At 71.1% G+C, this 24,157-nt stretch carries 23 protein-coding genes; 10 read left to right on the top strand and 13 right to left on the bottom strand.

Translation table 11 applies throughout. The annotated features are described in order from the left end of the window. Positions 1 to 14 precede the first annotated feature (14 nt). From afsQ1 to KK483_RS22430, 5 genes are all read left to right on the top strand, one after another. Entirely contained in the window at positions 15 to 692 is a 678-nt protein-coding gene (gene afsQ1 / locus KK483_RS22450) for a two-component system response regulator AfsQ1 (protein ID WP_003954923.1), read from the top strand. Further along, the gene (locus KK483_RS22445; protein ID WP_399014522.1) at positions 590 to 2,224 is read left to right on the top strand and encodes a HAMP domain-containing sensor histidine kinase; all 1,635 of its coding nucleotides are present in this window, start codon (positions 590 to 592) and stop codon (positions 2,222 to 2,224) included. Before afsQ1 ends, KK483_RS22445 begins: the two co-directional genes overlap by 103 nt. Further along, positions 2,221 to 2,928 carry a hypothetical protein gene (locus KK483_RS22440; RefSeq protein WP_399014519.1) on the top strand — a complete coding sequence of 236 codons (708 nt, stop codon included), beginning with the start codon at positions 2,221 to 2,223 and terminating at the stop codon, positions 2,926 to 2,928. Before KK483_RS22445 ends, KK483_RS22440 begins: the two co-directional genes overlap by 4 nt. A gap of 502 nt (positions 2,929 to 3,430) precedes the next feature. Then, the gene (locus tag KK483_RS22435; protein ID WP_262006997.1) at positions 3,431 to 4,057 is read left to right on the top strand and encodes a VanZ family protein; all 627 of its coding nucleotides are present in this window, start codon (positions 3,431 to 3,433) and stop codon (positions 4,055 to 4,057) included. Positions 4,058 to 4,148: 91 nt separating this feature from the next. Further along, positions 4,149 to 4,349 carry a PspC domain-containing protein gene (locus KK483_RS22430; protein WP_262006996.1) on the top strand — a complete coding sequence of 67 codons (201 nt, stop codon included), beginning with the start codon at positions 4,149 to 4,151 and terminating at the stop codon, positions 4,347 to 4,349. Between the two features lie 141 nt (positions 4,350 to 4,490). Here the strand turns inward: KK483_RS22430 and KK483_RS22425 are convergent, their stop codons facing one another. After that, a complete protein-coding gene (locus KK483_RS22425) occupies positions 4,491 to 4,793 on the bottom strand; it encodes a hypothetical protein (protein ID WP_399014516.1) in 303 nt (100 codons plus the stop codon). Between the two features lie 134 nt (positions 4,794 to 4,927). Further along, on the bottom strand, positions 4,928 to 6,115 hold the full coding sequence (locus KK483_RS22420; protein ID WP_262006995.1) for an adenosine deaminase: 1,188 nt from the start codon (positions 6,113 to 6,115) through the stop codon (positions 4,928 to 4,930). Positions 6,116 to 6,366: 251 nt separating this feature from the next. Here KK483_RS22420 and KK483_RS22415 point away from each other — a divergent pair, with 251 nt between their 5' ends. Beyond that, positions 6,367 to 7,605 carry a transposase gene (locus tag KK483_RS22415; RefSeq protein WP_262006994.1) on the top strand — a complete coding sequence of 413 codons (1,239 nt, stop codon included), beginning with the start codon at positions 6,367 to 6,369 and terminating at the stop codon, positions 7,603 to 7,605. A 244-nt stretch (positions 7,606 to 7,849) separates the two neighbouring features. After that, the gene (locus KK483_RS22410; protein WP_399016146.1) at positions 7,850 to 8,524 is read left to right on the top strand and encodes an alpha/beta hydrolase; all 675 of its coding nucleotides are present in this window, start codon (positions 7,850 to 7,852) and stop codon (positions 8,522 to 8,524) included. 74 nt (positions 8,525 to 8,598) lie between these two features. On the opposite strand, the gene KK483_RS22405 is transcribed toward KK483_RS22410, so the two are convergent. Continuing rightward, positions 8,599 to 9,552: a LysR family transcriptional regulator gene (locus KK483_RS22405; RefSeq protein WP_262006992.1), complete on the bottom strand. Its 954-nt coding sequence runs from the start codon at positions 9,550 to 9,552 to the stop codon at positions 8,599 to 8,601. 63 nt (positions 9,553 to 9,615) lie between these two features. Between KK483_RS22405 and KK483_RS22400 the strand changes: the two genes are divergently transcribed. The 3 genes from KK483_RS22400 to KK483_RS22390 all read left to right on the top strand — a co-directional run bounded on the left by KK483_RS22400 (position 9,616) and on the right by KK483_RS22390 (position 12,858). After that, positions 9,616 to 10,920, top strand: coding sequence for an MFS transporter (locus KK483_RS22400; protein WP_262006991.1), 1,305 nt, complete (start codon positions 9,616 to 9,618; stop codon positions 10,918 to 10,920). A 193-nt stretch (positions 10,921 to 11,113) separates the two neighbouring features. After that, on the top strand, positions 11,114 to 11,761 hold the full coding sequence (locus KK483_RS22395) for a L,D-transpeptidase family protein (RefSeq protein WP_262009640.1): 648 nt from the start codon (positions 11,114 to 11,116) through the stop codon (positions 11,759 to 11,761). Between the two features lie 68 nt (positions 11,762 to 11,829). Then, positions 11,830 to 12,858 carry a sigma-70 family RNA polymerase sigma factor gene (locus KK483_RS22390; RefSeq protein ID WP_262006990.1) on the top strand — a complete coding sequence of 343 codons (1,029 nt, stop codon included), beginning with the start codon at positions 11,830 to 11,832 and terminating at the stop codon, positions 12,856 to 12,858. On the opposite strand, the gene KK483_RS22385 is transcribed toward KK483_RS22390, so the two are convergent. The 10 genes from KK483_RS22385 to KK483_RS22340 all read right to left on the bottom strand — a co-directional run bounded on the left by KK483_RS22385 (position 12,842) and on the right by KK483_RS22340 (position 24,150). Next, the gene (locus KK483_RS22385) at positions 12,842 to 13,249 is read right to left on the bottom strand and encodes an STAS domain-containing protein (protein ID WP_262006989.1); all 408 of its coding nucleotides are present in this window, start codon (positions 13,247 to 13,249) and stop codon (positions 12,842 to 12,844) included. The two genes, KK483_RS22390 and KK483_RS22385, sit on opposite strands and share 17 nt — an antisense overlap. A 56-nt stretch (positions 13,250 to 13,305) precedes the next feature. Next, complete coding sequence (locus KK483_RS22380; RefSeq protein ID WP_262006988.1) at positions 13,306 to 14,583, bottom strand: thymidine phosphorylase; 1,278 nt, start codon at positions 14,581 to 14,583, stop codon at positions 13,306 to 13,308. 73 nt (positions 14,584 to 14,656) lie between these two features. Further along, entirely contained in the window at positions 14,657 to 15,109 is a 453-nt protein-coding gene (locus KK483_RS22375) for a cytidine deaminase (protein ID WP_262006987.1), read from the bottom strand. Beyond that, positions 15,106 to 16,377, bottom strand: a complete 1,272-nt coding sequence (locus KK483_RS22370; protein ID WP_262006986.1) for an ABC transporter permease — start codon at positions 16,375 to 16,377, stop codon at positions 15,106 to 15,108. The genes KK483_RS22375 and KK483_RS22370 overlap by 4 nt, the downstream gene beginning before the upstream one ends. 121 nt (positions 16,378 to 16,498) lie before the next feature. Beyond that, positions 16,499 to 17,608 carry an ABC transporter permease gene (locus KK483_RS22365; protein ID WP_262006985.1) on the bottom strand — a complete coding sequence of 370 codons (1,110 nt, stop codon included), beginning with the start codon at positions 17,606 to 17,608 and terminating at the stop codon, positions 16,499 to 16,501. Next, complete coding sequence (locus KK483_RS22360; protein WP_399016144.1) at positions 17,605 to 19,245, bottom strand: ABC transporter ATP-binding protein; 1,641 nt, start codon at positions 19,243 to 19,245, stop codon at positions 17,605 to 17,607. The genes KK483_RS22365 and KK483_RS22360 overlap by 4 nt, the downstream gene beginning before the upstream one ends. Before the next feature lie 177 nt (positions 19,246 to 19,422). Beyond that, the gene (locus tag KK483_RS22355) at positions 19,423 to 20,469 is read right to left on the bottom strand and encodes a BMP family protein (protein ID WP_262006984.1); all 1,047 of its coding nucleotides are present in this window, start codon (positions 20,467 to 20,469) and stop codon (positions 19,423 to 19,425) included. 149 nt (positions 20,470 to 20,618) lie between these two features. Next, on the bottom strand, positions 20,619 to 21,854 hold the full coding sequence (locus KK483_RS22350; RefSeq protein WP_262009638.1) for an amidohydrolase: 1,236 nt from the start codon (positions 21,852 to 21,854) through the stop codon (positions 20,619 to 20,621). Positions 21,855 to 22,096: 242 nt separating this feature from the next. Next, positions 22,097 to 23,224, bottom strand: coding sequence for a hypothetical protein (locus KK483_RS22345; protein WP_262006983.1), 1,128 nt, complete (start codon positions 23,222 to 23,224; stop codon positions 22,097 to 22,099). A gap of 5 nt (positions 23,225 to 23,229) precedes the next feature. Further along, positions 23,230 to 24,150: an N-acetylneuraminate synthase family protein gene (locus KK483_RS22340; RefSeq protein ID WP_262006982.1), complete on the bottom strand. Its 921-nt coding sequence runs from the start codon at positions 24,148 to 24,150 to the stop codon at positions 23,230 to 23,232. Between the last annotated feature and the right edge of the window lie 7 nt (positions 24,151 to 24,157).

The raw sequence follows: 24,157 nt of genomic DNA, 5'->3' as shown, positions 1-24,157 counted from the left end.
CCAGAATGACCTCTGTGCCTTTCCTGTTGCTGATCGAGGACGACGACGCCATCCGCACGGCCCTCGAGCTCTCGCTGTCCCGTCAGGGCCACCGCGTGGCCACCGCGGCCACCGGCGAGGACGGTCTGAAACTGCTGCGCGAGCAGCGGCCGGACCTGATCGTGCTGGATGTGATGCTGCCCGGCATCGACGGCTTCGAGGTGTGCCGGCGCATCAGGCGCACCGACCAGCTGCCGATCATCCTGCTGACCGCGCGCAGCGACGACATCGACGTCGTGGTCGGGCTGGAGTCCGGCGCGGACGACTACGTGGTCAAACCGGTGCAGGGACGGGTGCTGGACGCCCGGATCAGAGCGGTGCTGCGGCGCGGTGAGCGCGAGGCGACGGACTCGGCGACGTTCGGCTCGCTGGTGATCGACCGCTCCGCGATGACGGTCACCAAAAACGGCGAGGACCTCCAGCTGACCCCGACCGAACTGCGGCTGCTGCTGGAGCTGAGCCGCCGGCCCGGCCAGGCGCTCTCGCGCCAGCAGTTGCTCAGGCTCGTGTGGGAGCACGACTACCTGGGCGACTCACGGCTGGTGGACGCGTGCGTGCAGCGGCTGCGGGCGAAGGTCGAGGACGTGCCGTCCTCGCCGACGCTGATCCGTACGGTCCGTGGCGTGGGCTACAGACTGGATGCTCCTCAGTGAGCGAAGGCGAGGACAAGGGGCCCGCGAAGAGGGGGATACTCGCGGGGCTCGGACTGAGCAGCCTGCGGCTGCGGCTCGTCGTCGTGTTCGGGCTGGTCGCGCTGACGGCCGCGGTGTCGGCGTCGGGGATCGCGTACTGGCTCAACCGCGAGGCGGTGCTGACCCGTACGCAGGACGCGGCACTGAACGACTTCCGGCAGGAGATGCAGAACAGGGCCGCCTCCCTGCCCGTGCGGCCGACGCAGGACGAACTCCAGACGACCGCCGAGCAGATGGCGGCCGGGACCGCCGGGTACAGCGTGGTGCTGATCGGGGAGCGCGAGGCGGGCAAGCCGATCGTCGGGGCCTCCGACCCGGACCGGTTCGCGGTCGACGACGTGCCGAGGGCGCTGCGTGACGCGGTCGCCGACAAGGACCATCTGTTCTGGGTGCGGACGCAGCGCGGCAACACGCCCTATCTGGTGGGCGGTACGAGAATCGTCGGCGGCGGGCCGACGGGCTACATGTTCAAGTCGCTGGAGCAGGAGCGGGCGGACCTCAACTCGCTCGCCTGGTCGCTGGGGATCGCCACGGCGCTGGCGCTGGTCGGCTCCGCGCTGCTGGCGCAGGCCGCCGCGACGACGGTGCTCAGACCCGTACGGCGGCTCGGCGAGGCGGCCCGGCAGCTCGGCGAGGGCAAGCTGGACACCCGGCTGAACGTCTCGGGCACGGACGAACTGGCGGAACTGTCGCGGACGTTCAACAGCGCGGCGGAGTCGCTGGAGAAGCAGGTCGCGGACATGAGCGCGCGGGAGGAGTCGAGCCGCCGCTTCGTCGCCGACATGTCGCACGAGCTGCGGACCCCGCTGACCGCGCTGACCGCGGTCACCGAGGTGCTGGAGGACGAGCAGGAGAGCCTCGACCCGATGGTCGCGCCGGCCGTCGCCCTCGTGGTGAGCGAGACCCGGCGGCTGAACGACCTGGTCGAGAACCTGATGGAGGTCACCCGCTTCGACGCGGGCACCGCCCGGCTCGTCCTCGACGAGGTCGACGTCGCCGACCAGGTCACCGCCTGCATCGACGCGCGGGCCTGGCTGGACGCGGTCGAGCTGGACGCGGAGCGCGGCATCGTGGCCCGGCTGGACCCGCGCCGGCTCGACGTCATCCTGGCCAATCTGATCGGCAACGCGCTCAAGCACGGCGGCTCCCCGGTGCGGGTCTCGGTGCACACGGACTCCGGCGGCGCGCAGGGGGACGAACTGGTCATCGAGGTAAGGGACCACGGGCCCGGCATTCCCGAGGACGTGCTGCCGCATGTCTTCGACCGCTTCTACAAGGCGAGCGCCTCACGGCCGCGTTCGGAGGGCAGCGGCCTGGGCCTGTCGATCGCGATGGAGAACGCCCTGATCCACGGCGGCGGCATCAGCGCGGCCAACACGACGGACGGCGACGGCGGTGCGGTGTTCGTGCTGCGCCTGCCGCGCGACGCCTCGGGCATCACGCCCGCGGGCGGCGACCGGAACGGCCGGGGAGAGGCTGGCGACGCGCAGTGACGACCGTACGTGAAGCAGGGACGCCCGCCCGCGGGCACGACGAGGACCGGGCCCCGTCCCGGGACGGGGCCGCGGGCACGCGGCGCCGGGTGCGGCGTGCCGGTGCGGCGCTCGCCGGGGCCGCGCTCGCGGCGGCCGTCGCCGCCGGCTGCGGGATCAGGACCACGTCCGTCCCCGTCGACGCCGGGGAGGCCCCGTCGCGGATGCCCTGCTCGCTGGGCGGGAAGGAGACGGCCGCGCAGGCGCAGCCGGGGCTGCTGCCGGTGCGGGTGTATCTGCTGTGCGCGTCGGCGCTGGTGGCGGTGGACCGTACGGTCCCGCTCCCCGAGAAGGCCGCGGGCGACCGGGGGCTGATCGCCGGGGCGCTGCTGAACGAGCTGCTCGCGGATCCGTCGGCGGCCGAGCGGGAGGCCGGGTTCGTCACGAACCTGCGGAGCCCGCTGTCCGTAAGGCCGGCACGGGAGAACGACCCCCGGGGCACCCTGCGGCTCAGCCGGCAGCCGGAGGATCTGCCGCCGGCGGCACTGGCGCAGCTCGTGTGCACCTTCGCGGAGAGCGAGGCCGCGGCCGACGGCGGGACGGTGGTCCTGGGCGGGCCGGGGGACTACGCCCCGCGCGGCTACCGCTGCACGGACGCGGCCAAGGAGCGGCCCGAGACGGTGCTGCCGACGGTCGGCCCGCTGGGCGGCGCGGGCGGCGCGTGACGTAGGGCCTGTCGTCCGGATCAGCCCGGGCAGCCGGACGCCCGGCCTGGAGCGGGCCGGAGCGGGCCGCGATCGGCCCGGAGCGAGTCAGCCCGGCCCGGAGCGAGCCCGGATCGGCCCAGATCGGGCCCGGATCGGCGAGCGGGGTCCGGTGCGTGCACGCTGCGGGGCTTCGCCGAACGGCAGCGGCCGAGGCCGTGTGCGCCACCGCACGCGCAACCCGCGTGGGCAACTCCGCACGGGCGACCCGCGTGGGTGACACCGCGCGAGCAACACCGCACGGCCAACCGGCACGGGCAACACCTCGTGGGCAACACCGCACGGCCAACCGGCACGGGCAACACCTCGTGGGCAACACCGCACGGCCAACCGGCACGGGCAACACCTCGTGGGCAACACCGCACGGCCAACCGGCACGGGCAACACCACACGGGCGACCCGAGCGAGCAACACCGCGCGGGTAGGCGGAACCGATCCCGCCGGTCATATCGTCTTGGGGATCGTGCAGCGTCAAGGTTCGGGCGGCAGTGCCGCCATCCGCTTCCGCGTGGCGGGGGGCGTCCTCGTCCTCGCGCATCTGGCACTCGTGGGATGGCTGACGCTCCGCCCCCTCGACGTGATGTGGGTGACGGCGGCGAATCTGGAGCCACTCGCGGGTATCAAGGCGGACCTCGCCCTCGGCCCGGTGCAGGCAGCCCGCCGGATCGGCGAGGGACTGCTCCTGCTCGCCCCGCTCGGGATACTGCTGCCCATGGCGGGCGGGCGGCTCGTCGTCTCCCCCCTGGCCTCGCTGGCCCGTACGGTCGCGGCGGGAGCGCTGCTGTCGCTCGGCATCGAGCTGCTCCAGACCGGGGTGCCCGGGCGGGTCGTGGACGTGGACTCGCTGCTGCTGAACACGGCGGGCGTGGCGCTGGCCCATCTCGCGGTCGTCCCGGCGGGCCGGGCCCGGCTGCGGCGCAGGCGGGCCCGGCGGTCGGCGGACGCCGGTTCGGGGAAGCGGCCGGGGGGCCTGCGGCGGGGCGGCGCGGCGCAGGGGCCCAGGGGGTCCCGGACGGCCGGAGGCGCTCAGACGGCCAAGGGTTCTCAGGGGCCGACCCCGACGATTCCCAGGGTCGGGATCGCCCCGTAGAGCGACGCTTCGTCCCCGTTCGCGGCGCGAGTATGGAGTCATCGGGAGCCCGGAGGAGCGGCTCCCGGCAACGGACTCGGAGGAGCCCACCATGGCCGCACTTGCCCGCCCCCGTGACGGACGCATGATCGGCGGAGTGTGCGCAGCGCTGGCACGGCGCTTCGGCACCTCCGCGACCACGATGCGCGTGATCTTCCTGGTCTCGTGCCTGCTGCCGGGGCCGCAGTTCCTGCTGTACCTGGCGCTGTGGCTGCTGCTGCCGGCCGAGAAGTCCGCGTCGACGGCCTGGTGAAGGCCATCACGACGGAGCGGTGACAGCACGGAGCTGTCGAGCACCGCGCACCGCGCACCGAGCACCGACAGCACAGTGGGGCGCGCACCCGGACCGGGTGCGCGCCCCACGTGCGTCGGGGTACCGCGGTGATGTCGGGAGCTACTGCGCGAGCGGCAGTGCGCTGCCCGCCAGGCCGCTGCCCGCGAGCTCGGCCACGGACAGACCACCGAGGAGGCGGGTCACCTGATCGGTGGCGCCCGGAGGCAGCGCGTTCGCACCGAGACCCTGGGCGGCCTGGCCGGCGGCGGAGGTGGCGGCCGGGCCCTGGAGGGTGGAGAGCAGCCCGAGCGGGGTGCCGAGCTGGGGGGCCTGCGGCGCGGCGGCGGCGGTACCGGCACCGGCGGCGCCGAGTGCGACAGCGCCGAGCGCGGCGGCACCGAGGGTCTTGGCAGCGTGCTTCATCAGCGACTTTTCCTTGGGGAGGGAATATGAGCGGAATTGGCAAACTAGCCAGCGCGCGCTCCGCGCCGCAAACACTCACGCGACACGGACAGGACCGGAAGTTGACGCTCCCGGCCCTTTCCGCGATCCGGCACTCAGCCCTCGCCGCGTGAGGATGCGCTGGTCGCGGCGGTCTGCCGGAACAGCCATTCGGATTTCAGCTCCGCGTAGCCGGGCTTGATCACGTCGTTGATCATCGCGAGGCGTTCGTCGAAAGGAATGAACGCGGACTTCATGGCATTGACGGTGAACCACTGCATGTCGTCGAGCGTGTAGCCGAAAGTCTCGGTCAGCAGCTCGAATTCACGGCTCATGCTGGTGTTGCTCATCAGCCGGTTGTCCGTGTTGACGGTGGCCCGGAAGTGCAGCTGCCGCAGCAGTCCGATGGGGTGCTCCTCGTACGAGGCGGCCGCGCCGGTCTGCAGGTTCGACGTCGGGCACAGCTCCAGCGGGACGCGCTTGTCGCGCACGTACGCGGCGAGCCGGCCGAGCTTCACCGAGCCGTCGGCGGCGACCTCGATGTCGTCGATGATGCGGACCCCGTGGCCCAGGCGGTCGGCGCCGCACCACTGGAGGGCCTGCCAGATCGACGGCAGCCCGAACGCCTCGCCCGCGTGGATGGTGAAGTGGTTGTTCTCGCGCTTGAGGTACTCGAACGCGTCCAGGTGGCGGGTGGGCGGGTAACCCGCCTCGGCGCCCGCGATGTCGAAGCCGACGACGCCCGAGTCGCGGTAGTTGTTGGCCAGTTCGGCGATCTCCAGGGCGCGGGCGGCGTGCCGCATGGCCGTGAGGAGCGCCCCGACCCTGATCCGGTGGCCGCCCGCGCGGGCGCGCCGCTCGCCTTCCCGGAAGCCCTCGTTGACGGCCTCGACGACCTCTTCGAGGGTCAGGCCCGCTTCGAGGTGCTGCTCGGGGGCGTACCGCACCTCCGCGTAGACGACGCCGTCCTCGGCGAGGTCCTCGGCGCACTCGACGGCGACGCGCTTGAGGGCCTCGCGGGTCTGCATGACGGCGCAGGTGTGCGCGAACGTTTCCAGGTACCGCTCCAACGAGCCCGAGTCGGCGGCCTCGTGGAACCAGATGCCGAGTTTGTCGGGCTCCGCCTCGGGAAGGGCTTCATAGCCGGACTCCCGGGCGAGATCGATGATCGTGCCGGGGCGCAGCCCGCCGTCGAGGTGGTCGTGGAGGAGCACCTTCGGGGCACGGCGGATCTGGTCCGCGGTGGGCCCCTCGGGCCCGGGGGCGGCGCCCCGGGATGGGACATGGGTGGTCTGGCTCGTCATCTGCGCACTCTAATCCCTACGCGCGTAGAGGGCACTGGTGGCGCTCCCCGCCGACCCCGGCAATCCAGGGATGCATGATTCCACCGGGCATGGCACCTCACTACCCACGAGCGGCTCGGGTCGGGAATTCACACAGAGAAGCAAGAGTCGAGCATGTGACCCTTCCTCGCCCCTGTCGTTGATCTGACAGTCGGGCCGAACGCGGGGCACTCCGGGGACGCCGAGAGTGGACGAGTCGCTGGGAGGGGAGCATGCTGACGGGTCGCAAATACGTGGCTGCCCTCACGGAAGACCAAGCGACGTTCGCTGAAGAGATCGGTGGCGCGATTCGATCAGTGTGGAACACTGCGCTGGAGCAGCGCCGGGAGTATCGCCGTCGCGGGAAGTGGATCGGCTACCGCGAGCAGTCTCGCGAGATGGCCGAGGCGAAAGGGGACTTCCCCTGGCTGAAGGCCGTTCCCGGGCATTGTCTGCAGCAGGCACTCATGGACTTGGACGTGGCGTGCCGGACGCACGGCCCGTTCATGATCCGATGGAGATCGAAGACCCGTTGGTCCCCCTCGTTTCGGTTTCCCGAGGGGTCGAAGATTCCAGTGAAGCGGATCAGCAGGAAGTGGGCACAGGCCCGACTTCCGAAGATCGGCTGGATCACCTTCCGCTGGACCCGTCCCCTCGGCGGCGCCATCAGATCGGCGACCATGACCCGCGACGGAGAACGCTGGCACATCAGCTTTCTCGTGGAAACCGGTGCACCCGCGCCCGCCGTGAATCTTGAGCGTGGCCGAGTAGGGGTGGACCGTGGCGTGGCCGTACTGGCCGCGACAGACGACGGGCGGCTCTTCGAGCGTAAGTTCATCAGACCTGGCGAAGCCGAGCGCTACCGGCGCCTGGAGAAACAGAGAAACCGCACCGAACGGGGCTCGAAAAGGCGGCGGGAGTGCATACGCAAGCAGAGGGTCATCATGCGCCGAGTACGCAATCGCCGCCGGGATTTCCATGCCAGGACCGCCTGCAGGATCGTCGACGGCAACGCACTCGTCGCCCTCGAAGACCTGTCGACAAAGAAGATGAGCGCCTCTGCCAAGGGCACCGTCGCCGAGCCCGGAAGGAACGTAGGCGCCAAGGCCGGCCTCAATCGTGCCATCCTGGACAAGGGCTGGCACGGGCTCGAACTGGCCATCCGCAACCGTGCCCGTAAGTCCGGCACGGTGGTACGGAAGGTCCCGCCCGCGTACACGTCACAAACGTGCCCGACCTGCGGAAAGGTGGATGCGAACTCACGTCAGAGCCAAGCGGATTTCGTGTGCACCACCTGCGGATACGCCGAGCATGCCGACGTCGTAGGCGCACAGAACACATTGGCCCGTGGACATACGGGTTACAGGGCGTGGAGACCTCGGGGTTGCCCGGTCCGTGAATCGCCAACCGGTAGCCGGGGCAACCCGGTGGACAGTAGCCTCAGCCACGAGGCTGGAATCCCCCGGCCATGACCGAGGGGGAGGAACGTCACACGTAACAGTGACCGTCCAGACAGGTGGAGTTCACCGAGGTGTCTGAGACTGTTCTGTCATGGCAAACGCATTGCTCCAGTGGTGGGGGCGTCCAGCCGACGACGCCGGACGCGCACGTGCCAGTGCCGAAGCGGTCGCGTCCTCCACTCGAGGGCGCCACTCAGTGGCGCGAGCGGGACTCGGCCGGCCCGTGCGGGGGGCCGCGACCGGCGCCGTGAGCGGGGTGGTGCTGCTGCTCCCGGACGGCGAACCGGAGTCCGCCCGCGGCCCCTCGACGGTCTCGCACGCCGCCGCGCTGCCGCTGGCACGCTCCCTGGCGCGCGCGGGGCGGGCGGAGGGCCTCGTCACGCACGTCGTGCGCTACCGCGGCCGCGGCTGGAACGGCCCCGACGCACGGCTCGCGGCGGACGCCCGGTGGGCGGCGGACGAGGCGGTACGCCGCTACGGGGACGTCCCCGTCTGCCTCGCGGGCCACGGCATGGGCGGCCGCGCCGCCCTGCACGCCGCGGGGCACGGCGCCGTCAACTCCGTGCTCGCCCTTGCCCCCTGGCTGCCGGAGGACGATGTCGCGGCACAACCCGAACCGGTGAAACAGCTCGCGGGCCGCCGGGTGCTGATCGTGCACGGCACGAACGACGCGCGGACGGACCCGGAGCTGTCGTACCGGCTGGCGGAGCGGGCGAAGCAGACGAACCGGGACACGTGCCGGTTCGAGGTGCACACGGACGGGCACGGGTTGCGGCAGTACCAGGACGAAGTCCTGGCCCTGGCCGCGGACTTCGTGCTCGGTTCCCTCTTCACGCACGCCTACGCCCGCCCTGTCGCGGACGCGCTGGCGGCTCCCCCGCCGCTGGGCCTGCGCATGCCGCTGGCGGCGGGCTTCGGTCGCAGACGCTGACGCCTGCGGCGGGCCCCTCCGGCGGAGCCGGGCGGTGTGAGCCGCGGCGGGACGCGCGCCCGCCGCCGGACGGATCAGTCCGGCAGCAGCTTGCCCCGCCGCGACAGCAGGAACTTCTTGAACGCCGCCACCGGCGCCGTGTCCGGGTGCCCGTCCAGCCACGCGACGCCGATCTCGCGGACGGCACGCGGCGCCGTGACCGTGAGTTCGACGACGCCCGGGCGGGGGACGGCCGGTGGGGGCAGGAGGGCCACGCCGAGGCCCGCCGCGACGAGGCCGCGGAGGGTCTCGGCCTCCTCGCCCTCGAAGGCGACGCGCGGGGTGAAACCGGCTTCGGCGCACAGCGCGTCGGTGATGCGGCGCAGGCCGTAGCCGGGTTCGAGGGTCACGAAGGTCTCGTCGGCGGCCTCGGCCAGCCGGATCCGCTTGCGCACGGCGAGGCGGTGGTCGTCGGGGACGACCAGCCGCAGCCGCTGCTCGTCGAGACGGCGGGCCACGAGGTCCGGCGCGTCCGGCACCGGCGAGGTCAGGCACAGGTCGAGCTCACCGGCCCGCAGGCGCTCGATCATCGCCTCGCCGTAGTTCTGCACGAGCGTGAAGCGGACCCGCGGATGGTCGACGCGGAAGGCGCGGATCAGTTCGGGCACCGTCTCGGAGCCCATCGTGTGGAGGAAGCCGAAGGCGACCTTGCCCCCGGAGGGGTCCGCGTCGGCCCGCACCGACTCCGCGGCCCGTTCGACCTCGGCGAGGGCCCGCTCGACGGAGGTGAGGAAGGTGCGGCCGGCGGCGGTCAGCGACACCGTGCGGCCCTTGCGGGTGAACAGCGCGACGCCCAGGTCCTGTTCGAGCCGGACCATCGCCCGCGACAGCGTCGACTGCGGTACGGCGAGCTCCTGTGCCGCCCTGGTCACGTGCTCGTGCCGGGCCACCCCCGCGAAGTACGCGAGGCGCGGTGCGAGCAGCAGCCGCATGTCTTCTTCGTAACTGTTCAGTGACACGCGCGCCTGTGAGCTGTATTCATGCGCCATGGGAACGATTAAAGCCGTTCCATGCATTGGACGCATCAAAAGGATGTGCCTACGGTCGAAGACATGCCTTCCGCAAGTACCGGGGCGCCCACCACCGTGGGTGCCCTCACTCCGCCGTCCCGTCAGCAAGACCCCGCGAGCCCGGCAGGACCGGCCGGGCACGGCCTCGCCCCCGGCCTGCCCGGCTACCGCCGCATGAGCTTCGCGCTCTTCGCCGCGGGCGTCGCGACCTTCGCCCTCCTCTACTCGACCCAGGCGCTGCTGCCCGCCGTATCCGCCGGCTACGGCGTGACCGCGAGCGCGGCCAGCTGGACGGTCTCCGCGGCCACGGGCGCGCTGGCCCTGTGCGTACTCCCGCTGAGCGCGCTCTCCGAGCGCTTCGGGCGGGTGCGGCTCATGACGGTGTCCCTGGTGGTGGCGTCCCTGGTCGGGCTGCTGGTGCCGCTCGCACCGAACCTGGAGTGGCTGGTCGTGCTGCGCGCGGTCCAGGGCGCGGCGCTGGCCGGGATCCCGGCCTCGGCGATGGCCTATCTCGCGGAGGAGGTACGGCCGAAGGCGCTCGTCGCCGCGATCGGCCTGTTCGTGGCGGGCAACAGCATCGGCGGTATGAGCGGCCGGGTCGTCACCGGCTGGGTCACGCAGCTGTGGGGCTGGCGCGCGGGGCTCGCCGCGGTCGGCCTGATGGCCGTCGTGTGCACGGTGGCCTTCCGGCTGCTGCTGCCGAAGGCCCGCCACTTCACGCCGGGTTCGCTGGACCCGCGCGCGCTGGCGGCGACCGTCCGCGGCCACCTCGCCGACCCGCTGCTGCTGCGCCTGTACGGGATCGGCGCGCTGTTCATGACGGTCTTCGGCGCGGTCTACACGGTGGTCGGCTACCGCCTCGTCGACGCCCCCTTCAGCCTTCCGCAGGGCGTCGCCGGCTCCGTCTTCCTCGTCTACCTGGTCGGTACGGTCTCCTCCGCCGCGGCCGGGAAGCTGGTCGGCCGCCTCGGCCGGCGCGGCGCGCTCTACCTCGCCGTCGGCACGACGGCGGCGGGCCTGCTGCTCTCCCTGGCGGACTCGCTCACCGCGGTCCTGCTCGGCCTGGTGCTGATCACGGCGGGCTTCTTCGCGGGCCACGCGGTCGCCTCCTCGTCGGTGAGCCGTACCGCGAAGACCGGGCGTGCGCAGGCGTCGGCGCTCTACCAGTCGGCGTACTACCTGGGCAGCAGCGCGGGCGGCACGCTCGGCGCGATCGCGTTCCACTCCGGCGGCTGGGCGGCCACGGTGCTGCTGGGGCTGCTCGCCGTCCTCGGCGTCGTGTCGATCACGCTGGTCGGCTCCTACGCGGCACGCGCGCAGGAGCGCCGGTTCGTTCCCCAGCACTGACCGCGCCACGGGCCACGGCACCAGGGAAATTTCCTCCCGCTCCCCTACAACCAGCGGTACCCCTCCGCGCGTCCAATGGTCAGAGCAACCGCTCTGCGGGCACTGGGGAGTTGGGACCGTGGAACGCACACAGCACACACAGCGCACAGGGAACATAGGCAGACGGGGCGGCGTCGTCCTCGGCATCACGGGGATGGTGGTGCCACTGACCCTGGCACTCGGCGCCGCCCCGGCACAGGCCGCGTCCTGCAACATGAGCACGGGGCCGCACCAGAAGGCGGTGGAGAAGTTCCTGGGTCGCCCGGTGGACGGGCGGCAGTCGGCGGGGGACTGCCAGGCGATCAAGGCGTTCCAGGCCAAGCACGGCATCACGCCGACGATGGGCTACGCCGGGCCGGTCACCTGGCGCACGATGGGCACGATGATCGCCCAGCGCGCCGCGGGCAAGACGCCGAACAAGGCGGGGACGTGCCCGACCAACCGGGGCCGGATCGCCTGTGTCGACCTGACCCGGCAGCTCAGCTGGATCCAGGACGGCTCGCGGCTGACGTACGGACCGGTGCCGGTGCGTACGGGGCGGGACGGCGCGGAGACCCGCACCGGCTCGAAGAAGATCTACTACCGGAGCGTCAACCACTGGTCGACGATCTACAAGGTGTGGATGCCGTACTCGCAGTTCTTCGACGGCGGGATCGCCTTCCACTCGGTCACCAAGTCGATGTACAACCCGCCGGGCTCGGGCGGCTGCGTCAACATGACCCCGACCCACGCGAAGGCGTACTGGAACCTGCTGAAGAAGGGGGACGACGTCTTCGTCTACGGCCGCAAGCCGGGAACCTGACCCCCGCTGTCAGTCCCCTCCTGTAGCGTCCGAAGGGCTGGTGCCGATGGGCGACAGGGGTGGACCCGATGAGTGATCTGGCAACGACGCAGGACCTCGAATCCCGGCTGGAGCAGTACCGCACGGAGCTGACCGGCTACTGCTACCGCATGCTGGGCTCCGCCTTCGAGGCGGAGGACGCCGTCCAGGACACGCTGGTGCGCGCCTGGAAGAGCTTCGAGAAGTTCGAGGGGAGGTCGTCCCTGCGCTCGTGGCTGTACCGCATCGCGACGAACGTCTGCCTGGACATGCTGAGCGCGGGCAACCGCCGGGCCCGCCCGATGGATCTGACCGCAGCGACGCCGGTGGCGCAGGCTCAGCTCACCGCCCGTCCGGAGATCACCTGGCTGGAGCCGGTGCCGGACGGGCGGGTACTGCCGTCGGTGGCCGATCCGGCCGACCGGACGGTGGAGCGGGAGACGATCCGGCTGGCGTTCGTCGCGGCGCTCCAGCACCTGCCGCCCAAGCAGCGGGCCGTGCTGATCCTGCGCGAGGTGCTGGCCTGGAAGGCCGCCGAGGTCGCCGAGCTGCTGGGCACCTCGGTCGCCTCGGTCAACAGCGCGCTGCAGCGCGCCCGCGCCACGCTCGCGGAGTCCGCGCCGGCCGAGTCCGATCCGGCCGACCCGCTCGACGAGGACCAGCAGAAGCTGCTGGAGCGCTATGTCGCCGCCTTCGAGGGGTACGACATGAAGGCGCTGACCGCGCTGCTCCACGAGGACGCGACGATGTCCATGCCGCCGTACGACCTGTGGCTGCGCGGCCACGACGACATCGTGGGCTGGATGCTCGGCGTCGGCGAGGTCTGCCGGGGCTCGAAGCTGCTGCCCGCCGTGGCGAACGGATCGCCGGCGTTCGCGCACTACCACCCGAGCCAGGACGGCGAGGGATACGAGCCGTGGGCGCTCATCGTGCTGGAGGTCTCGGGCGGCCGGGTCGGCGCGATGGACTTCTTCCTGGACACCAAGCGCTGGTTCCCGCTGTTCGATCTGCCGGGGCGGCTCGACCGGGAGGGGCACGCGGTGGAGGTCAGCCCTGAGGAGGTCAGCCCGGAGGAGTGAGCACGGCCGGGCGGTCCGGGCCGTCCTCGCCGAGCCCGACGAGGTCGAGCAGGGCGAGGAGTTCGGGCGCCGCGTTCCTCAGCAGCAGGCACCGGCCGAGCCGACGGGCCGTGAGCCGCAGCCGGGCGATGGCGTTGACGGCGGTGAGGTCGGCGACCATGAGCCGGCCGGCGTCGCAGATCACCTCACCGGCAGCATCGCTTTCGGCATCGGTATCGGTATCGGTATCGGTATCGGCGTCAGCATCAGCCTCGGTGTCGGCCCCGGCAGCCCTGCCGGATCCGTCGCCGGTGACCGCCTGTTGCCGCAATTGTGCGCACAGCAGCGGCACATCGGCCGGGCTGATCCGGCCGATGAGCTCCAGAACGATCGGCTCCCGCGGGCTGTCCACATCAAGAAGACCGAGGAGGCCGGGGGAACTCATCGGCCGTCGTCACACACCGTCGGTCAGGCGATGCGCTCCAGCACCACCGGAGTCGCCTCGTGCGCCGTGCCCGCCGGGGCGATGTCGTAGGCGCCGTCCAGGGACTTGAGGGCGTAGTCGAACTTCTCCGGGGTGTCCGTGTGGAGCGTCAGCAGCGGGGCGCCCGCGGTGACCGTGTCACCGGGCTTGGCGTGGAGCTCGATGCCCGCACCCCCCTGTACCGGGTCCTCCTTGCGGGCGCGGCCCGCACCGAGACGCCAGGCCGCGACGCCGACGCCGTACGCGTCAAGACGGGTGAGGACACCGGAGCGCGGCGCCGTCACGACGTGCTGCTCGCGGGCGACGGGGAGGGCGGCGTCGGGATCGCCGCCCTGGGCCGCGATCATGCGCCGCCAGACGTCCATGGCCGAACCGTCGGCCAGCGCCTTCGCCGGGTCGGCGTCCTTGATCCCGGCCGCGTCGAGCATCTCGCGGGCCAGCGCGAGGGTGAGCTCGACGACGTCCGCCGGGCCGCCGCCCGCCAGCACCTCGACCGACTCGCGCACCTCAAGGGCGTTGCCCGCGGTCAGACCCAGCGGGGTCGCCATGTCGGTGAGCAGGGCGACGGTCCTCACCCCGTGGTCGGTGCCGAGGCCGACCATGGTGGAGGCGAGCTCCCGGGCGTCCTCGACGGTCTTCATGAAGGCGCCGCTGCCGACCTTGACGTCCAGCACCAGGGAGCCGGTGCCCTCGGCGATCTTCTTCGACATGATCGAGGAGGCGATCAGCGGGATGGCCTCGACCGTGCCGGTGACATCGCGGAGCGCGTACAGCTTCTTGTCGGCGGGGGCCAGGCCGTCGCCCGCCGCGCAGATGACGGCGCCGGTGGAGTCGAGGACGTCCAGCATCTCCTCGTTGGAGAGCAGGGCGCGCCAGCCGGGGATGGACTCCAGCTTGTCGAGGGTGCCGCCGGTGTGACCGAGCCCGCGGCCGGAGAGCTGCGGCACGGCCGCGCCGCAGGCGGCCACGAGCGGCGCCAGCGGAAGGGTGATCTTGTCGCCGACGCCGCCGGTGGAGTGCTTGTCGGCGGTGGGGCGGGACAGCGACGAGAAGTCCATGCGCTCGCCGGACGCGATCATCGCGGCGGTCCAGCCGGCGATCTCGGCCCGGTTCATGCCGTTGAGCAGGATCGCCATGGCCAGCGCGGACATCTGCTCGTCGGCGACCTCGCCGCGGGTATACGCGTCGATGACCCAGTCGATCTGCTCGGGGGTGAGTTCGCCTCGGTCGCGCTTGGTGCGGATGACGGAGATGGCGTCCATGTGTTTCCGGATTCCTTCCAGGTACGAAAATGTCGCGGCCCCTCCGCCGTGGGGGATCGGAGGGGCCGCGGGTCTAACCGAGCGTGTCCGGGCCGAGCTTCTCCGGACCCAGCTTCTCCGGACCCAGCTTCTCCGGACCCAGCTTCTCCGGGCCGAATGCCTGGGGAAGCATGTCGGACAGCGGGAGGATGCCCGCCGCGGTCTCCAGCAGCAGACCGGGCCCGCCGAACTCGTACAGCAGTTGGCGGCAGCGCCCGCAGGGCATCAGCACGTCGCCCTTGCCGTCCACGCAGACGAAGTGCGTGAGCCGGCCGCCGCCGGTGGCCTGGAGCTGGGAGACGAGCCCGCACTCGGCGCACAGCGACAGGCCGTAGGAGGCGTTCTCGACGTTGCAGCCGCTGACCGTGCGGCCGTCGTCGACGAGGGCCGCCGCGCCGACCGAGTAGCCCGAGTACGGGGCGTAGGCATGGGACATCGCCTCCCGCGCGGCCTCGCGCAGGGCCTCCCAGTCGGCGCGGGCCGTCACTTGCCCTGGCCCTTCTTGTAGGGCATACCGTCGGCCTTGGGCATGCGCAGCCGCTGCGCGGACAGCGCCAGGACGAGCAGCGTCGTCACGTAGGGCGCGGCGTCCACGAACTGGCTGGGCAGCGACTCGGTGAGCGTGTACCAGACGAAGAGGCCGGCCGACACGGCGGCGGCGATGGCCCCCTGCCAGTACTTGCGCTTGTACAGCTGCCAGACCACCAGAGCGGCCAGCAGGATCGCCAGCAGCAGGAGCATCGCGTGGACGTTCTCGGCGCCGCCGCGCAGCTTGAGGCTGTCGGTGAAGCCGAAGAGGCCCGCGCCCAGCGCCATGCCGCCGGGCATCCAGTTGCCGAAGATCATCGCGGCGAGGCCGATGTAGCCGCGGTTTCCGGTCTGGCCCTCCTGGTAGATGCCGGTGGAGACGATGACCAGGAACGCGCCGGCGAGACCGGCGAGACCGCCGGAGACGATGACGGCGATGTACTTGTACTTGTAGACGTTGACGCCGAGGGACTCGGCGGCGACGGGGTTCTCACCGCAGGACCGCAGCCGCAGGCCGAAGCCGGTGCGCCACAGGATCCACCAGGTGGCGGGGATCAGCAGGATCGCCAGGATGGTCAGCACCGACAGGTTGGTGACCAGACCGCCCAGCACACCGGCCAGGTCGGAGACGAAGAACCAGTGCTTGGCCTGGAGTTCGGCCAGCCAGTCCGAGAGTCCTGGCACTGTGATGTCGGTGATGCGGTCGATGCGCGGGGACTGCTTGGAGGAGCCGCCGGCGGCCTCGGCGAAGGTGAAGTTCGACAGGTAGCGGGTGACTCCGACGGCGAGGATGTTGACGGCCACACCGGAGACGATGTGGTTCACGTTGAACGTCACCGTGATGATCGCGTGCAGCAGACCGCCGAGCGCACCGCCGACGATGCCCATGAGGACGCCCGTCCAGGGGCCCCACTGGTAGCCGGCCCAGGCGCCGAACCAGGTGCCGAGGATCATCATGCCTTCGAGGCCGATGTTGACGACGCCCGCCCGCTCGGCCCACAGACCGCCCAGACCGGCGAGGCCGATCGGCACGGCCAGCTGGAGCGCGCCGGAGACCTGGCCGACCGAGGTGAGGTCGTTGGCCCCGCTGATGACGCGGACCAGTGAGAACAGCGCGAGGCCGCCCGCGATGATCAGCAGGACGACGGGCAGGGACAGCTTGCGGCGTCCGCCGCCCATCTTCGGCGCGGTCGCCGCGGCCGAAACAGTGCTCGTGGACTCGCTCATGCCGTCCTCATCTCGTTCTCCCCCAGAGCTGACGCCTGGGAGGGGCCCCCATCTCCGCCCGCGCGGCGCAGAGGTGCGGCTTTCGTGGTAGTCAGCGGCCCGGCGGCCTTGCGTGCGTCGCTCACAGGACCACGTCCTCCTTCTTCATGCGGGCCTGGGCGGCAAGCTCCTCGCCGACCTTCTGCTGCTGACGGCGGAGCCCGTACTGGCGGACGAGCTCGTAGGACACGACGACCGAGATCACGATCAGGCCCTGCATGATCGTGGCGATCTCCTTCTCGTAGCCGTACTGGTCGAGGTCGGCCGACGTCTTCTCCAGGAAGGAGATGAGCAGCGCGGCGAAGAAGATGCCGATCGGGTTGTTGCGGCCGAGGAGGGCGATGGTGATGCCCGTGAAGCCGACACCGACCGGGAAGCTCAGGCTGTACGTGTGGGTCTGGCCCAGCAGCAGCGGCATACCGGCGAGTCCGGCGACCGCGCCGGAGATCAGCATGGCGGTGAGGACCATCTTCTTGGCGTCGACGCCGCTCGCCTGGGCGGCGGACTCGCTGGCGCCGGTGGCGCGCAGGTCGAAGCCGAAGCGGGTGCGGTTGAGCACGAACCAGTAGACGAGGCCGAGCGCGAAGGCGACGAAGGTGAAGCCGTAGATGGTGCCGCCTTCGAGCTCCACACCGGGGGCCCAGCCGGACGCGGCGATCTCGCCGGTGGTCAGGTCGTTGGAGCCCTCCGGCTGCACGCCGAGGTTGGCCGGCAGGATCATCCAGGCGATCAGGCTGGTCGCGATGGCGTTCAGCATGATCGTGGAGACGACCTCGCTGACACCGCGGGTGGTCTTCAGGATTCCGGCGATGCCGGCCCAGAAGGCACCGACGAACATGGCGACGAGCACGATCAGCAGGACGTGCAGCGGCCCGGGCAGCTCGACGCTGGCACCGACGACGGCGGCGAGCATCGCCGCGAGGCGGTACTGGCCGTCGACGCCGATGTTGAACAGGTTCATCCGGAAGCCGATGGCGACGGCCAGCGCGGCGAGGTAGTACGTGCCGGTCTGGTTGATGATGTTGACCTGCACGTCGGTGTACTGGGCCGTGTCGAACATCAGCTGGTACGGCTCGACCGGGTTGCGGTCGGAGAGCAGCAGCACCACCGAGGTGAGCAGGAAGGCCACGACCAGGGCGAGCGCCGGCCCGGCGAAGCCCAGGATCAGCCGGTCCTTGTCGAACTTCTTCATCGGCCCTCACCGGTTCCGTTCTCGTGGTGCTCAAGGTGGCCGGTGGCGGCGCCGGTCATGGCCGAGCCCAGCTCCTCCGGGGTGATCGTGGCGGGGTCGGCGTCCGCGACCAGACGGCCGCGGTACATCACCCGCAGGGTGTCGGAGAGCCCGATGAGCTCGTCCAGGTCGGCGGAGATCAGCAGCACCGCCAGGCCCTCCCGGCGGGCCTCGCGGATCTGGTCCCAGATCTGCGCCTGCGCGCCGACGTCCACACCGCGGGTGGGGTGGGCGGCGATGAGCAGCTTGGGTGCGTGGCTCATCTCGCGGCCGACGATCAGCTTCTGCTGGTTGCCGCCGGAGAGGGACGCGGCGGTGACCTCGATGCCGGGGGTGCGGACGTCGTACTCGCGCACGATCCGCTCCGTGTCCCGGCGGGCGGCCTTGGGGTCGAGCAGGCCCCGCTTGCTGTTGGGGCGCTCGGTGACATGGCCGAGGATGCGGTTCTCCCAGAGCGAGGACTCCAGCAGCAGGCCGTGCCGGTGGCGGTCCTCGGGGATGTAGCCGATGCCGTCCTCGCGGCGCTTGCGGGTCGGCGCGTGCGAGATGTCGGTGCCGTCGAGGGTGATGACGCCGCCGTCGGGGTCGCGCATGCCCATCAGCGCCTCGATGAGCTCGGTCTGGCCGTTGCCCTCGACTCCGGCGATGCCCATGACCTCGCCCTTGTGGATGGTGAAGGTGATGCGGTCGAGGACCGCGCGCACGACGCCGTCGGGGTCGGTCTCGCTGAGGTGCAGCTGGTCGACCTGGAGCATCGGTACGTCCGTGACCGTCGACTCGCGGGTCTCCGGCGAGGGCAGCTCGCTGCCGACCATCAGCTCGGCGAGCTGCTTGGGCGTGGTGGTGCGCGGGTCGGCGGTGCCCACGGTGGTGCCGCGGCGGATGACGGTGATGTCGTCGGCGACGGACAGCACCTCGCCCAGCTTGTGGGAGATGAAGATGACGGTCAGGCCCTCGGCCTTGAGCTCGCGCAGGTTGTCGAAGAGCGCGTCGACCTCCTGCGGGACCAGGACGGCGGTCGGCTCGTCGAGGATGAGGGTGCGGGCGCCGCGGTAGAGGACCTTGAGGATCTCCACGCGCTGCCGGTCGGCGACGCCGAGCTGTTCGACCAGGACGTCGGGGCGGATGTTCAGCCCGTACGCGTCCGAGATCTCCTGGATCTTCCTGCGGGCCTTCGCGCCGATGCCGTGGAGCTTCTCGCCGCCGAGGACGACGTTCTCCAGCACGGTGAGGTTGTCGGCCAGCATGAAGTGCTGGTGGACCATGCCGATGCCGGTGGCGATGGCGTCGGCCGGGCTGTGGAAGCTGACCTGCTTCCCGTCGATGGTGATGGTGCCCTCGTCCGGCTTCTGCATGCCGTAGAGGATCTTCATCAGGGTCGACTTGCCGGCACCGTTCTCACCGACGAGGGCGTGCACGGTGCCCTTGCGGATGGTGATGTCGATGTCGTGGTTGGCGACGACGCCGGGGAAGCGCTTGGTGATGCCGTGCAGCTCTACGGCAGCAGCCGGCGGCGATGACGGACTGGACGCGTTGATGACGCACTCTCCTTGGCGGGAAAGGAGCGAGAAGCGGGAAGCAGGAAGCGGTGTGGGCAGGGCGGGGCCGGGGCGTTCGCGGGCAGGGGGTGGGGGCGAAGGTATCGCGCCCAAGAGTGTTCTACGCGCGTAGCGATCCCAAATAGCAAAATGCGGAAACCGGAATCCGGCCCGGGGCCCGGAGGGCGGCTGCACGCCACCCGACCGGACCCCGTACCGCTGGTTCCGGCCGCTCGCTTACGGAGCGGTCTTGACCGTGATCTTGCCGGCGGTGATGTCGGCCTTGGCCTTGTCGACCGCGGCGATGACGTCGGTCATCTTGGTGAAGGCCGGGTTCGAGGTGGCCAGGCCGACGCCGTCCTTGGCGAGGCCGTAGCGGACCTCGCCGGACTGCGGCTTGCCGTCCTCGACGGACTTGATCAGGTTGAACACGGAGTCCGAGACGTCCTTGGTCACCGAGGTGAGGATGTGGTCCTTGTACTCGGCGAGACCCGCCTGGTTGTACTGGTCGGAGTCGACGCCGATGGCCCACTTCTTGGCCTTGGCGGCGGCCTCGATGGAGCCCGAGCCGGCCAGGCCGGCGGCGGCGTAGATCACGTCGGCGCCGGCGTCGAGCTGGCCCTGCGCGGCGGCCTTGCCCAGGTCGGGCTTGGAGAACCCACCGAAGTCCGGCGGCTGGGTCAGGTACTGGACCTTGACGTTGACGTCCTTGTTGGTGTCCTTGACGCCCTGGACGAAGCCCGCCTCGAACTTCTTGATCAGCGGGGTCTCGACGCCGCCGATGAAGCCGACGGTGTTGGACTTGGTCACCTTGGCGGCGGCGACGCCGGCCAGGTAGGAGCCCTGCTCCTCGTTGAAGACCAGGTTGGCGATGTTCTTGCCGGTCTTCGAGGTGTCGTCGATGAGGCCGAAGGTGGTGTTCGGGAACTTCGGCGCGACCTCGGCGATGGCAGGGGCGTAGGCGAAGCCGACACCGATCACGGGGTTGTTGCCGGCGCGGGCCAGCGACGTGAGGCGCTGGACCTTGTCCGGGTCGCCCTCGCCCTCGCTGGGCTCGGCCTCGGTGCCCTTGACGCCGAGGTCCTTCTCGGCCTTCTCCAGGCCGGCGAAGGCGGCGTCGTTGAACGACTGGTCGCCGCGGCCACCGATGTCGTAGGCGATGGCGGCCCTGCCGCCCTTCTCCGAGCCGGCCTCGGAAGACGTTTTGCCGCCACACGCGGTGGCGGACAGTGCGAGAGCCGCGGACGCGACGCCCACGGTGGCGATCCTGGTGATCCGGCGCACTGGGAGGCTCCTTTGAAAACCTGTCCGAAAGCGCCACTTCCGGCGCTGGGTTCGCGGGCGATCGTAACGCGCGTAGATGTCAGGTAAAGATGAGTTCGACAGCTGTTATCGGATCGTCGCGAACGGCGAACGAAAGGTGAACTGTCCGATTACGAACGGTGCACATCGAGCAAGGCCGCGGCGGTGAAGAGCTCCACGCCCACCGCGATGGCGTCCTCGTCGACATCGAAGTCCCCCCGGTGCAGATCCAGCCTCGCACCCGACCCCGGCGGGCGCACTCCCAGCCGGGCCATGGCGCCCGGAACGTGCTCCAGGTACCAGGAGAAGTCCTCGCCGCCGAGGCTCTGCTCGGTGTCCTCGATCGCATCCGGTCCGCGGCGGGCGGCTTGGGCGTCGCGCAGCAGCTCGGTCACGGCGGGGTCGTTGACGACGGGCGGGACCCCGCGCACGTAGTTGATCTGCGACTTGGCGCGGTGGAGGGTGGCGACCTCGTCGATCGCGGCGTGCACCAGGTCGGGGGCCTCGCGCCAGGCGTGCAGGTCCAGGCAGCGCACGGTGCCGGAGAGCTCGGCGTGCTGCGGGATGACGTTGCAGGCGTGGCCGGACTCGATACGCCCCCAGGTGACGGCGAGCCCGGCGCGGGCGTCGACGCGGCGGGAGAGCACCGCGGGGACCTCGGTGACGATCTTGGCGGCGGCGGTGACCAGGTCGGTGGTGAGGTGCGGCCGGGCGGTGTGGCCACCGGGGCCGTCGAGCGTGACCTCCAGCCGGTCGCAGGCGGAGGTGATGGCTCCGATGCGCAGCCCGATCCGGCCGGCGTCGACCCGGGGGTCGCAGTGGACCGCGATGATCCGGCCGACCCCGTCCAGGACGCCGGACTCGATGGCGTCGGCGGCGCCGCCGGGCAGCACCTCCTCGGCGGGCTGGAAGATCAGCCGTACGGCGCCGGGCAGCAGACCCTGCCTGTCCAGTTCGGCGAGGACGAGACCGGCGCCGAGGACGGTGGTGGTGTGCACGTCATGGCCGCAGGCGTGGGCGCGGTCGGGCACGGTCGAGCGGTAGGGCACGCCGGTCTTGGTGTCCGGGATGGGAAGGGCGTCGATGTCGGCGCGGATCGCGAGCATGGGGCGCGCGGCGTCCGGGGTCCCGATGTCGCACATGAGCCCGGTGCCGGTGGCGAGCACCTGCGGCCGCAGCCCGGCGGCCTCCAGCCGCGTCATGAGCGCGGCGGTGGTGCGGAACTCCTGATTGCCGAGCTCGGGGTGCATGTGCAGGTCCCGGCGGAAGGCGATCAGCTCCGCGCGCAGGGCGTCGGGCAGCGTGCCGGGCAGCAGGGCACCGGCATCGCCGGCCAGATCGGGAACGGCGTCGGGGTCGCGGGACATCAACTGGCTCACCCGTTGAAGGGTAGGCCCCTTTGAGTCCCAACTAACTCGAGATCAACAAAAGTTCAGCCCGTTAGGGTAAGAAAAATCGCCTGACGATGCATAGCGGTGCGCCGGTGTGGGTAAGCTCACGCGATCTGTACCACGATGCGGACACGACGGGAACTCACCGGCAGTGCGGGTGCCGGGTCCGGTCGTACAGGGGCGCGGTCGCACGGCGTCGGGCCGTGCGGAAGTCCCGGTCAGGCGGGGGCGGGGATGCGGTGGACGTCCCGGGCCGTGCCCGTGACCACCGCCAGGAAGCCCTCGGCCCGCGGCGACGCCGACTCCCTGAGCCATTCGGGTGCGATGTCGCAGACCGCGATCGTGATCCCGGTGCCCGCAAGGGCGAGCGGCAGGGTGTGCACCACGGTGGACGGGAAGCTGAGCACGGTACGCCCTATCGGGCCGCGCCTGGCGATCAGCTCCAGCGGCAGATCGGGCCGGACGATCTCCAGGCCGGTGCGCTCGGCGAGCTTGTGCAGCTTGTCCGCGCTCTCACGGCGGTGCGCGAAGTAGCGGGTGGCGCCGTGCTCGGCGGCGAGCGCCGCGACCGCCTCCTCGTACTGCCCGGGGTCGACCACCCCGGTCTCCACGAGGGAGGTGCCGACGAGGTCCGCGCCCCGGGTGAGGCGCGGCGGGCCGAAGCGGGAGCGGGTCCAGGCGAACGTGTTCGCGGTGACCGTGATCCCCTCCGGCGGATCCACGGGCATCGAGGTGAAGACCTCGACCTCGCGGGTGGGTGACGGCGAGAGACGGCGGCGCGCGACGGCGGAGACCGGCGCGAGCACAAGCTCACGCGCCCCCCGCCGCCCGCGCCGGTGCCAGCGGACCAGCCGCTCGCCCCTGGCCACCTGGGAGACGTACTCCATGGTGGCGGTGCCGTCGTCGACGACGGTCAGGTCCTTCGTCCCCGCCAGCGTGAGCAGCAGCTGCACATAGCGGGAGAACGGATCGCCTATGACGACCCGCTCCGATGCGCGCAGCAGCGGGACGAGCTCCCTGATCGTCTGCAGGGGCGCGCCCGCGTTGTCGCGCGCCTCCTGCCAGCGGACCTTGAAGCCTTCGTCGCGGGCGAGCTCGGCCATGCGGCGCAGCTGACCGCGCGACATGGGGTCGGTGGGCGACAGGACGACGACGGTGAGGTCCCGTATCGCCGCCGCGCCGTCCGGGCGCCCGCCCGGTCCCGTCCGGCCGGCCCGGACATGCTCGTCCGGGTCCGGGCCGGCGGGCTGCGCCGGGACTCCCGGCAGCGGCTCCGCCGGCCTGCTGTGGGCCCATTCCAGGACGTTCAGCAGCTGGACGGGGCTCTCGACGAAGGCGAGGTCCATGCTCGTCAGACCGCGGCGGTTTCGGTCTGCTCGGTCTCCGCGACGACGCCCGCGACGCGGCGGAGCTTCTTCATGGGGGCGAGCTCGGAGTCGTACACCTTCTTGACGCCGTCACCGAGGGCGTCCTCGATGATGCGGATGTCGCGGACGAGGCGCTGCAGACCGCCCGGCTCGACGGAGGCGGCCTGGTCGGAGCCCCACATGGCGCGGTCGAGGGTGATGTGGCGCTCGACGAAGGCGGCACCGAGGGCGACGGCGGCGAGCGTGGTCTGCAGACCCGTCTCGTGGCCGGAGTAGCCGATCGGGACGTTCGGGTACTCCTGCATCAGGGTGTTGATCACGCGCAGGTTGAGCTCCTCGGCCTTGGCCGGGTAGGTCGACGTGGCGTGGCAGAGCAGGATGTTGTCGCTGCCGAGGACCTCGACCGCGTGGCGGATCTGCTTCGGGGTCGACATGCCGGTGGAGAGGATGACCGTCTTGCCGGTGGCGCGCAGGGCGCGCAGCAGCTCGTCGTCGGTGAGCGAGGCGGAGGCGACCTTGTGGGCCGGGACGTCGAACTTCTCCAGGAAGGCGACGGCCTCGGTGTCCCACGGGGAGGCGAACCAGTCGATGCCGCGCTTCTTGCAGTGCTCGTCGATCTGGCGGTACTCGTCCTCGCCGAACTCGACGCGGTGGCGGTAGTCGATGTACGTCATCCGGCCCCAGGGCGTGTCGCGCTCGATGTCCCACTGGTCGCGCGGGGTGCAGATCTCCGGGGTGCGCTTCTGGAACTTGACCGCGTCACAGCCGGCCTCGGCGGCGGCGTCGATCAGCGCGAAGGCGTTGTTCAGGTCGCCGTTGTGGTTGATGCCGATCTCGCCGGTGACGTAGACGGGGTGGCCGGGGCCCGCGGTCTTGCTGCCGAGGGTGCGCAGACGGGAGTTCATCTGGGGA

The sequence above is a fragment of the Streptomyces sp. FIT100 genome (assembly GCF_024584805.1).
In the GTDB taxonomy this organism is placed as follows: Bacteria; Actinomycetota; Actinomycetes; order Streptomycetales; family Streptomycetaceae; genus Streptomyces.
This window is presented reverse-complemented; position numbering and strand designations above follow the sequence as displayed.